Consider the following 14,019-nt stretch of genomic DNA (forward strand, 5'->3'; position numbering starts at 1 on the left):
ATTGTTCGCTCAGTTGGAGGAAAGCGGATGGCCGAGACGCGCACGGAAGCGCTTCATCAGAACGCCGAGGGGCTGGATGTCCAGGCCCCGGAAGCCATCCTGGCGTTCCTTGCCAACGCCCAGATCGAGGCCGCGAAGGCCGTTCACGGCGCCATTCCGGCGATCGCCGAGGCCGCCGAATTGATCGCAAGACAACTGAAGGCCGGCGGCAGGCTCGCCTATGCCGCGGCCGGCAGCTCCGGCCTGATGGCCGTTGCCGACGCGCTCGAGCTGCCCGGCACGTTCGGCATCGCGCGTGACCGCATCGCCATCCTGATCGCCGGCGGCGACGAGGCGTTCCATACGCTTGCCGGCGGGCCGGAAGATGATACCGAGGAAGCCGCCGCAGCGGTCGCGAACGCCAAAATCGGCAAGGGCGATTGTCTGATCGCCGTCTCCGCCAGCGGTTCGACGCCTTATGCCGTCCAGACTATCGGCGATGCCAAGCGGCGCGGCGCGGCAACGATCGCCATCGCCAACAACAAGGGCGCGCCGCTGTTCGGCGAGGCGGACGTCGCCATCCTGCTCGAAACGCCGCCGGAGCTGATCGCCGGCTCCACCCGCATGGGCGCCGGCACGGCGCAAAAGATCGCGCTCAACATGCTGTCGACGCTCGCGGCCATCCATCTCGGCCATGTGCATGACGGCTACATGGTCAACCTCACCGCCGACAACATCAAGCTGCGCGAGCGTGCCATCCGGATGGTCGCCGCCATCAGCGGGCGCAGCCGCGACGACGCGGCGCGCCTGCTCGAAGAGAGCGGCGGCGGCGTCAAGACTGCCATTCTGCTCGCCGCAGGCGCTGCCAACGCCGACGCGGCCGAGAAGATACTGGAAGGAGCCGGCCAGAAGCTAAGGCCGGCGCTTTCCGCGATCGAGGGGAGCAAGGGGCGCTAGCCGCTGTTCTCATCAGAACCGAACCTGAAAAAGGTCAACAGGGAGACTGAACATGACGACCAAACTACTGACGGCACTGCTGCTCGGCACGAGCATTCTCGGCACCACCGGGATGGCGCTCGCCGAGGATGTCACACTCAACATCGAGAGCTGGCGCGGCGACGACCTGACCATCTGGAAGGACAAGCTGATCCCGGCCTTCGAGGCCAAGAACCCCGGCATCAAGGTGGTGTTCGCGCCGTCGGCGCCGACCGAGTATGACGCCGCGCTCGGCGCCAAGCTCACCGCCGGCTCGGCTGGCGACCTGATCACCTGCCGGCCGTTCGACAAGTCGCTCGAGCTGTTCAAGAAGGGCAACCTCGCCGACCTCACTTCGCTGCCCGGCATGGAGAACTTCTCGCCGGTCGCCAAGGCGGCCTGGCAGACCGACGACGGCAAGTCGAGCTTCTGCGTGCCGATGGCCTCGGTCATCCACGGCTTCATCTACAACAAGGACGCCTTCGACAAGCTCGGCCTCAAGGTGCCGACCACGAATGAAGAGTTCTACGCCGTGCTCGACAAGATCAAGGCGGACGGCACCTACATCCCGATGGCGATGGGCACCAAGGACCTCTGGGAAGCCGCGACCATGGGCTACCAGAACATCGGCCCGAACTACTGGAAGGGCGAGGAAGGCCGCCAAGCGCTGATCAAGGGCGAGCAGAAGCTGACGGATCCGCAGTGGGTCGAGCCTTACAAGGAACTGGCCAAGTGGAAGCCCTATCTCGGTGACGGCTTCGAGGCGCAGACCTATCCGGACAGCCAGAACCTGTTCACGCTCGGCCGCGCCGCCATCTATCCGGCCGGCTCGTGGGAGATCGGCCTGTTCAACACACAGGCGCAGTTCAAGATGGGCGCCTTCCCGCCGCCGGTGCAGAAGGCCGGCGACACCTGCTACATCTCCGACCACACCGACATCGGCATGGGCCTGAACGCGGCCTCGAAGCATCCGGAAGAGGCCAAGAAGTTCCTGGCCTGGGTCGCCTCGCCGGACTTCGCCACCATCTACGCCAACGCGCTGCCGGGCTTCTTCAGCCTGAACAGCACGCCGGTGAAGATGGAAGACCCGTTGGCGCAGGAATTCGTCTCCTGGCGCGGCAAGTGCAAGTCGACGATCCGCTCGACCTATCAGATCCTGTCGCGCGGCACGCCGAACCTCGAGAACGAGACCTGGGTTGAATCGGCCAACGTGATCAACGGCACCGACACGCCGGAAGCCGCGGCCAAGAAGCTGCAGGACGGCCTCGACAGCTGGTACAAGCCGGCGAAGTAATCTTCGCTATCGAACCGGCCGGGCGCATGCCCGGCCGGCATTCGGACAGTTCCTAGATAGCGATTGTCGGCGCCGCCTCTCGGTCTTACCCTCACCCTTGCGGGAAGACGAAGCCGCACTGTCGCTGGCCTTGTCCTTCGCATTATGAGGACAGTCAGGCCGTGCATCGAGGCATCAGCTAAGCATTCATCGACCTGGAACCGAGAGACGGCGGGGACCGAACTCATGGCCGCACAAACACGACCCAAGAAACCGATCCGCTGGCATATCGGCGTCTTCCTGGCGCCGGCGGTGCTCGTCTACACGGCGATCATGATCCTGCCGCTGTTCGGCACCCTCCAACTCTCATTGTTCCGCAACATCGAGCAGTCCCAGGTGTTCGTCGGGCTCGGCAATTTCCGCACGCTGTTCGGCGACCCCAACTGGTCGGTGAATTTCTGGAACGCACTCAGGAACAACGTCTGGTTCTTCATCATCCACATGCTGGTGCAGAACCCGATCGGCGTGCTCCTCGCGGCACTTCTGTCCAGCCCGAGGCTCAGGTTTGCCGCCTTCTACCGCACGGCGATCTTCGTGCCGACGATCCTGTCCTTCGTCATCGTCGGCTTCGCCTGGAAGCTGATCCTGTCGCCGATCTGGGGCGTGGCACCGCACCTGCTCGACTTCGTCGGGCTGAAGAGCCTGTTCACGCCGTGGCTCGGCAAGGAGCAATATGCGCTGACCGCGCTCAGCCTGGTCTCGGTCTGGCAGTTCGTCGGCATCCCGATGATGCTGATCTATGCCGCACTGCTGTCGATCCCGGACGAGGTGATCGAGGCCGCCGAATGCGACGGCGTCACCGGCATGGCGCAATTCTGGAAAATCAAGCTGCCGCTGATCCTGCCGTCGATCGGCATCATCTCGATCCTGACCTTCGTCGGCAATTTCAACGCCTTCGACCTGATCTACACGGCGCAAGGCGCGCTCGCCGGACCGAACTATTCGACCGACATCCTCGGCACCTTCCTCTACCGCGCCTTCTTCGGCTTCCAGCTGCAGGTCGGCGACCCGAACATGGGCGCGGCGATCGCCACGATGATGTTCCTGATCATCCTTGCCGGCGTCTGCGTCTACCTGTTCCTCGTCCAGACGCGCCTGCGTCGCTACCAGTTCTGAGGGCGCCATGAGCACAGCCACCCGTTCCTTGCCCCGCACCATCGGCGCCCATGCCGTGCTTTTGACCTACACGGTGATCGCGCTGTTCCCGGTGATCCTGGTGGTGGTGAATTCGTTCAAATCCCGCGCCGGCATCTTCGGCGCGCCGCTGACGCCGCCGACGCCGAAGACCTTCGACCTGATCGGCTACACGACGGTGTTCGGCCAGGGTGATTTTTTCCACTATTTCCAGAACAGCCTCGTCGTCACCGTCGCCTCGCTGTTCTTCGTGCTTTTGTTCGGCGCGATGGCCGGCTTCGCGCTGTCGGAGTACCGCTTCCGCGGCAATACCATGATGGGACTCTATCTCGCGCTCGGCATTATGATCCCGATCCGCCTCGGCACCGTTGCCATCCTGCAGCTGATGGTGGCGACCGGGCTGGTCAACACGCTGACGGCGCTGATCCTGGTCTACACGGCGCAGGGCCTGCCTTTAGCCATCTTCATCTTGTCGGAATTCATGAAACAGGTCTCCGACGACTTGAAGAACGCGGGGCGCATCGACGGGCTGTCGGAATACACGATCTTCTTCCGCCTGGTGCTGCCGCTGGTCAGGCCGTCGATGGCGACGGTCGCCGTCTTCACCATGATCCCGATCTGGAACGATCTGTGGTTCCCGCTGATTCTGGCGCCATCGGAACAGACCAAGACGGTGACGCTCGGCGCGCAGCTCTTCCTCGGCCAGTTCGTCACCAACTGGAACGCGATCTTGGCGGCGCTGTCGCTGGCGATCCTGCCGGTGCTGATCCTCTACGTCATCTTCTCGCGGCAGCTGATCCGCGGCATTACTTCCGGAGCCGTCAAGTGAGCGAGGGGCGCCAATTCTCCGTAGGGCTCAGCTTCACCCTCTCAAGAAAAACTGGAGTAGTCAGGTGAGCGATAAACCCCTTCGCGTCGTCGTCGCAGGCCTCGGCAATATGGGCCGCAGTCACGCGCTCGCCTATCACACCAATCCGGGCTTCGAGATCGCGGCGCTCGTCAATCGCTCCGACGTGCCACTGCCGGACGGACTCGCCGGTTACGGCATCAGGCGCTCCTTCGAGGATGCGTTGCGCGACGAGAAGCCCGACGTTGCCGCGATCGCCACCTATTCCGACAGCCATGCCGACTATGCGGTGAGGGCATTCGAGGCGGGCTGCCATGTCTTCGTCGAGAAGCCGCTGGCGACCACAGTGGCTGACGCCAAGCGCGTCGTCGACGCGGCCAAGGCCAACGGCAAGAAGCTGGTGATCGGCTATATCCTGCGCCACCATCCGTCCTGGATGAGGCTGATCGCCGAGGCGCGCAAGCTCGGCGGTCCCTACGTGTTCCGCATGAACCTCAACCAGCAGTCCTCCGGCCACACCTGGGAGACACACAAGCAGCTGATGCAGACGACCTCGCCGATCGTCGACTGCGGCGTGCACTATCTTGACGTGATGCTGCAGATCACCGACGCCAGGCCGGTCGAGGTGCGCGGCATGGGGGTGCGGCTGACCGAGGAGGTGGCGCCCTCCATGTACAATTACGGCCATCTGCAGGTGCTGTTCGAGGACGGCTCGGTCGGCTGGTACGAGGCCGGCTGGGGTCCGATGATCTCGGAGACCGCCTTCTTTGTGAAAGACGTGATGTCGCCCAAGGGCTGCGTGTCGATCGTGATGAAGGAGGGCGTGAAGTCCGACGACATCGATACCCACACCAAGACCTCGACCATCCGCCTGCATAGTGCTGCGACCGGTCCGGACGGCAAGTTCGCCAAGCAAGACGAGCTGCTGTCGATGGAAGGCGAGCCTGGGCACCAGGAGCTCTGCGACCGCGAACAGGCCTTCCTGCTCAAGGCCATCCGCGAGGACATCGACCTCACCCGCCACATGGACGACGCGGTGAAGTCGCTCGCCGTCTGCCTTGCCGCCGACGAGAGCGTGCGCAGCGGCGCCCCAGTCAAACTCTAGAACACCTGAAACTATAAGAACGGGGACGAAGCCATGGGCTCGCTGAACATCGAGAATGTGAAGAAGGCTTTCGGGCCGGTCGAGGTGCTGAAGGGCATCGACCTCGAGGTCAATGACGGCGAGTTCGTCGTCTTCGTCGGACCTTCCGGCTGCGGGAAGTCGACGCTGCTGCGCGTGATCGCCGGGCTGGAGGATTCGACCTCCGGCCGGGTGCTGATCGACGGCGACGACGTCTCGGTCACGCCACCGGCCAAACGCGGCATCGCCATGGTGTTCCAGACCTACGCGCTCTACCCGCATCTGACGGTCAAGAACAATATGGGCCTCGGCCTGAAGCAGGCCGGCACACCCTCGGCCGAGATCGAGCGCCGCATCAAGATCGCTTCGGCCATGCTGTCGCTCGAGCCCTATCTTGAGCGCCGCCCGGCGGAACTCTCGGGCGGTCAGCGCCAGCGCGTCGCCATCGGCCGCGCCGTGGTGCGCGAGCCGAAGCTCTTTCTCTTCGACGAGCCGCTGTCGAACCTCGATGCCGCGCTGCGCGTCAACACAAGGCTGGAGATCGCGCAGTTGCACCGGCGGCTGAAGGCGACGATGATCTACGTCACCCACGACCAGGTCGAGGCGATGACGCTGGCCGACAAGATCGTCGTGCTCAACGCCGGCCGGATCGAGCAGATCGGCAGCCCGATGGAGCTCTACAATTCGCCGGCCAACGAATTCGTCGCCGGCTTCATCGGCTCGCCGAAGATGAACTTCATCGACGGCGCCAAGCTGGGCGAGACGGCGAAGACCGTCGGGGTCAGGCCAGAGCATCTGACCGTCGATGCGAAATCCGGCGCCTGGAAAGGCACGGTGGTGCATGCCGAGCATCTCGGCGCCGACACCAACCTCTATCTCGACTGCGAGAAGGCCGGCCTGCTCACCGTGCGCATCTTCGGCGTCTACAACGCCGAGCCGGGCGCTACGCTCTACGCGACGCCGGACCCGGCGAAGACATATCGGTTTGGAGCGGATGGAAGAGTGTTGAAGTAGGATCGTGACGCAGGTCGGCGCTGCCCCTCACCCTTACCCTCTCCCCGTGAAGGACGGGGAGAGGGAGGTCGCCAGCGCCGGAGCTTGTCCCTTCTCCCCGTCCTTCACGGGCAGAAGGTGCCGGCAGGCGGATGAGGGGCGGCGCAGCCCTGCGATTTGATCCGCCTATTCGTCCGCCTTGAACGTCTGCTTCTGCTGGCCCATGCCTTCGATGCCAAGCTCGACGACGTCGCCTGCTTTGAGGAATACCGGCGGCTTCATGCCGAGGCCGACGCCGGGCGGCGTGCCGGTGGAGATGATGTCGCCGGGATGCAGCGACATGAACTGGCTGAGATAGGAGACCAGATACTTCACGCCGTAGACCATGGTCTTGGTCGAGCCGTTCTGCATGGTCTTGCCGTTGACGGTCAGCCACATCTTGAGGTTCTGCGGATCGGCGATCTCGTCCGTGGTCACCAGCCACGGGCCGATCGGCCCAAACGTGTCGCAGGACTTGCCCTTGGTCCACTGGCCCTGGCGCTCGGCCTGGAAGGCGCGCTCGGACACGTCGTGCGCGACGCAATAGCCGGCAACATAATCGAGCGCGTCTTCCTCACTGACATACTTCGCCGTCTTGCCGATGACGACGCCGAGCTCGACTTCCCAGTCGGTCTTGACGGAGCCGCGCGGGATGAGCACGTCGTCATCCGGCCCGACGATGGCGGAGCTTGCCTTCATGAAGATGATCGGCTCCGGCGGCACGGTGGCGCCGGTCTCGGCGGCGTGGTCGGAATAGTTGAGGCCGATGCAGATGAATTTGCCGGTGCCGGCAACGCAGGCGCCCATGCGCGGCTTGCCGGAGACCGCCGGCAGCGATTTCGGATCGAGCTTCGACAGCATCTCCAGCGAAGCCGGATGAAGCGCGGTGCCGGCGATGTCGGCGACATAGGCCGAAAGGTCGCGGATCGTGCCATCCTGATCGAGCAGGCCGGGACGTTCGCTCCCCACCTCGCCATAGCGCAGCAACTTCATCTTCGTTCTCCTACTTGCGGCCGAAGGCCGTTTTGCAAAACTCTTCGCTCAGGCGACCGCTTCACTGCGGAAACCGGCGGACCGTATCCATCGAGCCGATCTCCGACAAGCGTGCACGGCGACCAGGGCAGCCGGCGGGAAGGATTTTTCAGACTTTCCGATCCTCTGCCGATAAACGCGGCGTTGGGCGCGATCTTCCTGTTCGTCAACGATGTTTTCCCGGCGGCGGTCAGATCGACCAGCCGCCGTCGATATTGTAGGCCTGACCCGACGTGTAGTTCGCTCCCGCCAGATAGACGGCGAGATCGGCGATCTCCTCGGGCGTGCCCAGCCTGCCCATGGGCTGACGGGCGATGAAGGCCGCGCGCGCCGCCTCATAGTCGCCCTGCGCATGCATGCGGTCTTGCAGCGACGGGCTTTCGACCGTGCCGGGACAGATGGCGTTGCAGCGGATTCCTCTTGCGACATAGTCGGCGGCGACCGCCTTGGTGAGGCCGATGACGGCCGCCTTGGTCAAACCATAGACGAAACGGTTCGGCACGCCCTTCTGCGAGCTCGCCAGCGACGCCATGTTGATGATCGAGCCGTCGCCGCGCTCCAGCATGCCTGGCAGCACGGCGCGGATGGTGCGGATCATCGAGCGGACATTGAGGTTGAGCGCGAAGTCGAGGTCCTCATCCTTCATCTCGAGGATGGAGCCCGAATGGACGAAGCCGGCGCAGTTGAACAGCACATCGACCGGGCCGATCTCGGCGAAGGCAGCCGCGACGGCCGCATCGTTCAGAACGTCGAGCTTGCGCGTCTTGATGCCGGAAGTCTTGGCGAGCTCGGCAAGGAGCGGCTCGTTGATGTCGGTGGCATGAACTATGGCGCCGGCTCTGGCAAAGGCCAGCGCGCTCGCGCGTCCGATGCCTTGCGCCGCCGCGGTGACCACAACCACCTTGCCTGCCAGATCCGCCATTCTTCTCTCCGGGTGCCGCAAGCTTTCTACCGGCAGCCAAACTAGGCGCAATGCGCCAGGCGAGCTTGGCGCCTGACCTGCCATCTGCCGAGGACCAATTGTTTTTTCTGGTTAAAGAACACGTGACGAGGCGTCAAGCCTGGAACAGGCATCGTTTCGGGTTTCGGATCTGTCTTGTCGCCCCCTTTTGAGCTCCGGCGCTGCCCCTCACCTGCCTGCCGGCATCCTCTCCCCGTATAGTGACGGGGAGAGGGGCGCTCTCATCGCCGGTTTCGCCAACCACCAACGTCGCAAAGGGGAAGCGAACATCACTTCCGTCGCAGGATTCAGTCGCCGTAAGGCACCCAGACATTCTTGACCTCGATGGCGCGGCGCAGGAAGGCCTCGCCGGCGGCTTCGCTCGAGGCCCAGTCGAGGCTGCGGCCGTTGCCGGTCCAGACGCGCTTCAGGTTGCCGATGGAGTCGGCCTCCGCCCTGGCGCAGGTTTCGGCATCGGCGAACAGCCAGAGCCCGTCGACATCGTCATGCTTGGCCAGCACGCCCGCAAGCTCGGCGCTGCGGCCGGTGACGATGTTGACGGCGCCGGCAGGCAAGTCGGAATATTCGATCACCTGGTAGAGGTCGGTGGCCAAAAGCGGGTGGCGTTCGGACGGGACGGCGACCACGGTGTTGCCCATGGCAAGCGCCGGCGCCACCAGCGAGACGAAGCCGAGCAGCGGCTGGTTGTCGGGCGCGACGATGCCGACGACACCGACCGGCTCATGCAGCGCCAATGTCACGACACGGGCCGGCGGCTGGTGGACGCGGCCCTCGAACTTGTCGGTGAGGCCGGCATAGAGGAACAGCCGCTCGATCGACTGCTCGACCTCCTCCCGCGCCGCCTTGGGAGCGACGCCGGTGAGCTGGACGAGGCGCGCGGCGAATTCGTCCGCGCGGCCGGAAAGGTTCTCGGCGAAGTAGTAAAGCACCTGGCTGCGGTTGAAGGCAGTCGCATCGGGCCAAGCCTTGCAGGCGCGCGCCGCGGCGACCGCGTCGCGGATGTCCTTGCGGTTGCCGAGGCCGACCTCGCCGGCAAGCTTGCCCTTGGCGGTGGCGATGCCAAGCGAATAATTGCCGTCGGGGCGCACCTGCTTGCCGCCGATGAACAGCTTTGCAGTGCGGTCGATCGCCGTGCCGTCGGCCTGTTCGGCTGGCTGAGCGGAGCCGGCGGTGGCCGGCTTGATAGCCGGACCGACAGGCAGCTTGGCGCTAAGATATTCGAACATGCCCTCGCGGCCGCCCTCGCGGCCGAAGCCGCTTTCGCGATAGCCGCCGAAGCCGCAGGCGGCATCGAACATGTTGGTGCCGTTGACCCAGACCACGCCGGCCTTCAATTGCGGGGCGACATGCAAGGCGAGGTTGATGTTCTCGCTCCACACGGAAGCGGCAAGGCCGTAGCGCGTGTTGTTGGCAAGCTCGATCGCTTCCTCGGTGTTTCGGAAGCTCATCGTCGCCAACACCGGTCCGAACACCTCCTCCTGCGCCAATATATTAGCCGGCGAAACCGAGGTCGCGAGCGTCGGCAGGTGATAGTAGCCCGTCGTCGGCAAGGCGGCGTCGGGCTGCCAGCAGACCGCGCCTTGCCTGGCGCCCTCGGCGATCAGGCCCTTGACGCGGTCGAGCTGGGTGCGGTCGACCAAAGGACCGATATCGGTGTTCTTGTCGAGCGGGCTGCCGACGCGCAGCCGGCTCATCCTGACCTTGACCTTGGCGATGAAGGCCTCGGCAACGCCTTCCTGCACAAGCAGGCGCGAGCCGGCGCAGCAGACCTGGCCCTGATTGAACCAGATGCCGTCGACCAGACCCTCGACGGCGCTGTCGAGATCGGCATCCTCGAAGACGACGAAGGCCGACTTGCCGCCGAGTTCCAGCGAAAGCTTCTTGCCCGACCCGGCGGTCGCCTTGCGGATGATCTTGCCGACCTCGGAAGAGCCGGTGAAGGCGATCTTCTGGACACCGGGATGATTGACGATCGCCGCACCCGCTTCCGGTCCGCCCTGGACGATGTTGACGACGCCTTTCGGCACGCCTGCCCGCTCGCAGATTTCAGCGAACAGGATCGCGGTAAGCGGCGTGAATTCGGCCGGCTTCAACACCACCGTACAGCCCGCGGCGAGTGCGGGCGCGATCTTCCAGGCCAGCATCAACAGCGGAAAGTTCCATGGGATGACCTGGCCGACGACGCCGACCGCCTTGTGGTCGGGAAAATCCTTCTCGAGCGTCTGCGCCCAGCCGGCATGATGGATGAAGTGACGGATCGCCAGCGGCACGTCGATGTCGCGGCTTTCGCGGATCGGCTTGCCGTTGTCGATCGATTCCAGCACGGCGAACAGGCGTTGATGGCGCTGCATGGCGCGGCCGATGGCATAGAGTACCTTGGCTCTGGCGTAGCCGGAACTCGCGCTCCACTTCGGCAGCGCCTTGGCGGCCGCGGCAACCGCCGCGTCGATGTCGGCGGCGCCCGCATCCGAGACCTTGGCGAGCAGCTTACCGGAGGACGGCTCGCTGGTGTCGAAAGTCTTGCCGCTCGCCGCCGCCTTCCAGGCGCCGTCGACGAACAGGGACTTGGAAAAATCGCGCGAGGCCAACCAGGCATCGGCCTCGTTGCAGGCCTCCGGCGCCGGGCCGTATTCCATGGCGTGGTAGCGTTCGAGGATATTCATGGGGCGCCTCCTTTGCCCTCCCCCTTGTGGGGAGGGTCGATCGGCAGAGCCGATCGGGGTGGGGGTAGATGGCTAGCGGATTGGTGCATTTGACAGGTTGATTTGTTTTTTCGACCCCCACCCCGCCGCTTCGCGGCGACCCTCCCCACAAGGGGGAGGGTGGGTGCTACGCCATCGCGTGGCGATGGTTGGCTGAATAGTGCCCGGTCAAATGATGCTCGAGCTGGCGTTCGATGTCGGTGAGCAGACTGGAGGCGCCGAAGCGGAACAGCTCCGGCTCGAGCCAGGGCCGGCCAAGTTCCTCCTTCATCAGCACCAGCCAGTCGAGCGATGCCTTGGCGGTGGAAATGCCGCCGGCCGGCTTGAAGCCGATGAGATAGCCCGTCTCCTCGAAATAGGCGCGGATGGCGCGCACCATGGCGAGGCCGACGGGAAGCGTGGCGTTGACGCTTTCCTTGCCGGTCGAGGTCTTGATGAAGTCGGCGCCCGCCATCATCGCCACCATCGAGGCCAGCATGACATTGCGCAGCGTGGCGAGATCGCCGGTGCCGAGGATGACTTTCAAGTGCACGTCGCCGCAGGCGGCGCGCATGGCGACGATCTCGTTGAACAGCTCGCGCCACTTGGCGCCGTAGACCAGGCCGCGCGGGATTACGACATCGATCTCGTCGGCGCCGTCGCGCACCGAGGCCTCGATCTCCTGCAGCCGGGTCGAGAGCGGCGCCAGGCCGTGCGGGAAGGCCGTTGAAACGGCGGCGACATGAATGCCGGTACCGCGCAGCGCCTCGACAGCGGTGGCGACGAAGGGGTGGTAGACGCAAACCGCCGCCGGACGGATGGTTTCACCGGCGATGCCGAGACCCTCGACGATATCCTTGCGCAGCGGATTGATCGCCTTGGCGCAAAGCCTGCGCACGCGCTCGTCGGTGTCGTTGGAGTTCAGCGTGGTGAGATCCATGCAGGCAATCGCCCGTAGCAGCCAGGCGGCCTGGTTGTCGGCCTTGATCGAGCGCCGTTTGGTGAGCGTGGCGACACGACGTTCCAGCGCCGAGCGATTGACGCTGCGCACCGATTCCAGGAAACCGAGGTCGAGCTTCATGCCTGGATTGCGGGCAATGCCGTGCTCCAGCGGCATCGGCGTGTTGGCGGCGGCACGCGCTGGCAGCGGCATGACCTTGGACGCGCCTGCGCCGGCCTCGCGGATGGTGCTGCTCATCTCCTGCCCTTTCATTCAGCTGCTTGCGCCGAAGGATAGCCCGTGCAGCGACGCTTCACGAGTCTTTCAAGGGGTCATACCGGAAAAAGGCCGGCAAGGCAGCAGGTTTTTGACCGCATGGTCAAAACATCATCCTGAGTAGGCGCTCCCGGCGTTGGAGATTGGCCGAAACGCCCATCCCTTCGTCATACTCGGGCTTGACCCGAGTATCCATGCCGTGACCTCTGCCGTAGAGTGCAACGGTGCAGAATTCTGTAACCGCCGCAAGGCCTTAGCGTAACGGCATGGATTCTAGGGTCTCCGCTACGCTTTGCGTCGCTCCGCCCTAGAATGATGGGTGGACGGCCCCTTGCGGCATCGAATGTGCCAAACTGGTCGTGTTGGAACCCAGCGGAGGAGACCGTCCGTCATGCAAGCTATCAGATTTGGAATCGATTTGGCCAAGAACGTGTTTCAGGTGCACGGCGTGGATGCAGCCGGGCAGGTGGTGGTGCAGCGCCAGCTGCGGCGCGCGCAGGTGGAGAAGTTCTTCGCCGCGCAGCCGCCGGCGCTGATCGGCATGGAGGCGTGCGGCTCGGCCCATCATTGGGCCCGCACGCTGAGCGCGCTCGGCCACGAGGTCAAGCTGATGCCGCCGGCCTATGTGAAGCCCTATGTTGCGCGCAACAAGAACGATGCCCGCGATGCGCAAGGCTGTTGCGAGGCGGTGAGCCGGCCCGACATGCGCTTCGTGCCGATCAAGACGGTCGAACAGCAATGGGCCCGAGCGCTGCATCGCACACGTGACCTTCTGGTGCGCCAGCGCACGCAACTGGCCAACGCCATGCGTGGGCAGCTCTATGAGATGGGTCTGATAGGTGCCAAGGGGGCCGCAGGCATCGAGGCCCTGCTGCAGCGCATCGAGGCAGCCGATGAAGCCATTCCCGCGGCGCTGTTGATCTGTCTGGCGCCTCTGGCCGGGCAATGGCGGGCGCTGGATGGCGAGATCGGCAAGCTGGACAAGCAGATCCTGGCTCAGGTCAGGCAGCAGCGAGCGGCCTTGCGGCTGACGACGATCCCGAGCGTCGGCCCGATCATCGCGCATGCAGCCGTCGCCACCATCGGCGATGGCCGCCAGTTCGCTTCGGCCAGGGACTTCGCCGCCTGGCTGGGCCTGACCCGCAAGAGCCATGACACCGGCGGCAAGCACAGCTTGACGGGCCATATCAGCCGCGCCGGCGACAGGGACCTGCGAAGGCTGCTCATTCTGGGCGCCAGTTCCTGGTTGCGCCAGGTCAGGGCCAAACCCGACAAGGGCTCACCCTGGGTTCGCGGCCTGCTGGCCAGGCGGCCGGTCAAGGTCGCCGTCGTCGCCCAGGCGGCCAAGACCGCCCGCATCATCTGGGCAATGCTGCAATCGGGACAGGAATACAGGGCGCCGACTGCGGCATAAACGCAAATCGAGGCCCTCAACAAGCGTAAGGAGCAAAAAGCAGCACGGCAAAATGGTCAGGACCTGGGTCGAGACACTCCGCCTTCGTCATCGCGATACAAAGCGCGCTAGAATGATTGGAACTCGATCCGCGTAACCCTTGCGGGCCAGCGGTCTTCGAAATCGACCGCACTAAAGGCCGAATACATGACCGCTCCAGACCTGCGCCGTCGTTGCCATTTTTCCTCTTGCCCAAAAGGGGCCGTCCATACATGACGAAGCACGAATGTCGTCGGTAAATCTCAGTGGCTTC

The 14,019-nt window shown here is 64.4% G+C and carries 11 protein-coding genes; 7 read left to right on the forward strand and 4 right to left on the reverse strand.

The genetic code is table 11. The annotated features are described in order from the left end of the window. Positions 1-27 precede the first annotated feature (27 nt). The 6 genes from QAZ22_RS02060 (at position 28) to QAZ22_RS02085 (ending at position 6,405) form a co-directional block, all read left to right on the forward strand. Positions 28-936 carry an N-acetylmuramic acid 6-phosphate etherase gene (locus tag QAZ22_RS02060; protein ID WP_278205325.1) on the forward strand — a complete coding sequence of 303 codons (909 nt, stop codon included), beginning with the start codon at positions 28-30 and terminating at the stop codon, positions 934-936. A 52-nt stretch (positions 937-988) separates the two neighbouring features. Then, a complete protein-coding gene (locus tag QAZ22_RS02065) occupies positions 989-2,248 on the forward strand; it encodes an ABC transporter substrate-binding protein (RefSeq protein WP_278205326.1) in 1,260 nt (419 codons plus the stop codon). Between the two features lie 225 nt (positions 2,249-2,473). Continuing rightward, positions 2,474-3,403, forward strand: a complete 930-nt coding sequence (locus tag QAZ22_RS02070) for a sugar ABC transporter permease (protein WP_278075076.1) — start codon at positions 2,474-2,476, stop codon at positions 3,401-3,403. 7 nt (positions 3,404-3,410) lie between these two features. Next, positions 3,411-4,250: a carbohydrate ABC transporter permease gene (locus QAZ22_RS02075; RefSeq protein WP_278205327.1), complete on the forward strand. Its 840-nt coding sequence runs from the start codon at positions 3,411-3,413 to the stop codon at positions 4,248-4,250. 109 nt (positions 4,251-4,359) lie between these two features. Then, positions 4,360-5,373: a Gfo/Idh/MocA family oxidoreductase gene (locus tag QAZ22_RS02080; RefSeq protein ID WP_278207767.1), complete on the forward strand. Its 1,014-nt coding sequence runs from the start codon at positions 4,360-4,362 to the stop codon at positions 5,371-5,373. Between the two features lie 33 nt (positions 5,374-5,406). Continuing rightward, a complete protein-coding gene (locus QAZ22_RS02085; RefSeq protein WP_278205328.1) occupies positions 5,407-6,405 on the forward strand; it encodes an ABC transporter ATP-binding protein in 999 nt (332 codons plus the stop codon). A gap of 165 nt (positions 6,406-6,570) precedes the next feature. On the opposite strand, the gene QAZ22_RS02090 is transcribed toward QAZ22_RS02085, so the two are convergent. From QAZ22_RS02090 to deoC, 4 genes are all read right to left on the reverse strand, one after another. Further along, positions 6,571-7,416, reverse strand: a complete 846-nt coding sequence (locus QAZ22_RS02090) for a fumarylacetoacetate hydrolase family protein (RefSeq protein ID WP_278205329.1) — start codon at positions 7,414-7,416, stop codon at positions 6,571-6,573. A gap of 229 nt (positions 7,417-7,645) precedes the next feature. After that, the gene (locus QAZ22_RS02095) at positions 7,646-8,377 is read right to left on the reverse strand and encodes an SDR family oxidoreductase (protein WP_278205330.1); all 732 of its coding nucleotides are present in this window, start codon (positions 8,375-8,377) and stop codon (positions 7,646-7,648) included. A 326-nt stretch (positions 8,378-8,703) separates the two neighbouring features. Beyond that, a complete protein-coding gene (locus QAZ22_RS02100) occupies positions 8,704-11,079 on the reverse strand; it encodes an aldehyde dehydrogenase family protein (protein WP_278205331.1) in 2,376 nt (791 codons plus the stop codon). Between the two features lie 166 nt (positions 11,080-11,245). Further along, on the reverse strand, positions 11,246-12,295 hold the full coding sequence (deoC, locus tag QAZ22_RS02105; protein WP_278205332.1) for a deoxyribose-phosphate aldolase: 1,050 nt from the start codon (positions 12,293-12,295) through the stop codon (positions 11,246-11,248). 409 nt (positions 12,296-12,704) lie between these two features. Between deoC and QAZ22_RS02110 the strand changes: the two genes are divergently transcribed. Continuing rightward, positions 12,705-13,727: an IS110 family transposase gene (locus QAZ22_RS02110; RefSeq protein WP_278201928.1), complete on the forward strand. Its 1,023-nt coding sequence runs from the start codon at positions 12,705-12,707 to the stop codon at positions 13,725-13,727. Positions 13,728-14,019: the final 292 nt, after the last annotated feature.

This window comes from Mesorhizobium sp. WSM4906 (genome assembly GCF_029674625.1).
Classification (GTDB): domain Bacteria; phylum Pseudomonadota; class Alphaproteobacteria; order Rhizobiales; family Rhizobiaceae; genus Mesorhizobium.

Bases quoted from the DNA above. Each gene is read 5' to 3' on its own strand.
- QAZ22_RS02060 (WP_278205325.1), top strand. From the start codon at position 28: ATGGCCGAGACGCGCACGGAAGCGCTTCATCAGAACGCCGAGGGGCTG.
- QAZ22_RS02065 (WP_278205326.1), top strand. From the start codon at position 989: ATGACGACCAAACTACTGACGGCACTGCTGCTCGGCACGAGCATTCTC.
- QAZ22_RS02070 (WP_278075076.1), top strand. From the start codon at position 2,474: ATGGCCGCACAAACACGACCCAAGAAACCGATCCGCTGGCATATCGGC.
- QAZ22_RS02075 (WP_278205327.1), top strand. From the start codon at position 3,411: ATGAGCACAGCCACCCGTTCCTTGCCCCGCACCATCGGCGCCCATGCC.
- QAZ22_RS02080 (WP_278207767.1), top strand. From the start codon at position 4,360: ATGGGCCGCAGTCACGCGCTCGCCTATCACACCAATCCGGGCTTCGAG.
- QAZ22_RS02085 (WP_278205328.1), top strand. From the start codon at position 5,407: ATGGGCTCGCTGAACATCGAGAATGTGAAGAAGGCTTTCGGGCCGGTC.
- QAZ22_RS02090 (WP_278205329.1), bottom strand. From the start codon at position 7,416: ATGAAGTTGCTGCGCTATGGCGAGGTGGGGAGCGAACGTCCCGGCCTG.
- QAZ22_RS02095 (WP_278205330.1), bottom strand. From the start codon at position 8,377: ATGGCGGATCTGGCAGGCAAGGTGGTTGTGGTCACCGCGGCGGCGCAA.
- QAZ22_RS02100 (WP_278205331.1), bottom strand. From the start codon at position 11,079: ATGAATATCCTCGAACGCTACCACGCCATGGAATACGGCCCGGCGCCG.
- deoC (WP_278205332.1), bottom strand. From the start codon at position 12,295: ATGAGCAGCACCATCCGCGAGGCCGGCGCAGGCGCGTCCAAGGTCATG.
- QAZ22_RS02110 (WP_278201928.1), top strand. From the start codon at position 12,705: ATGCAAGCTATCAGATTTGGAATCGATTTGGCCAAGAACGTGTTTCAG.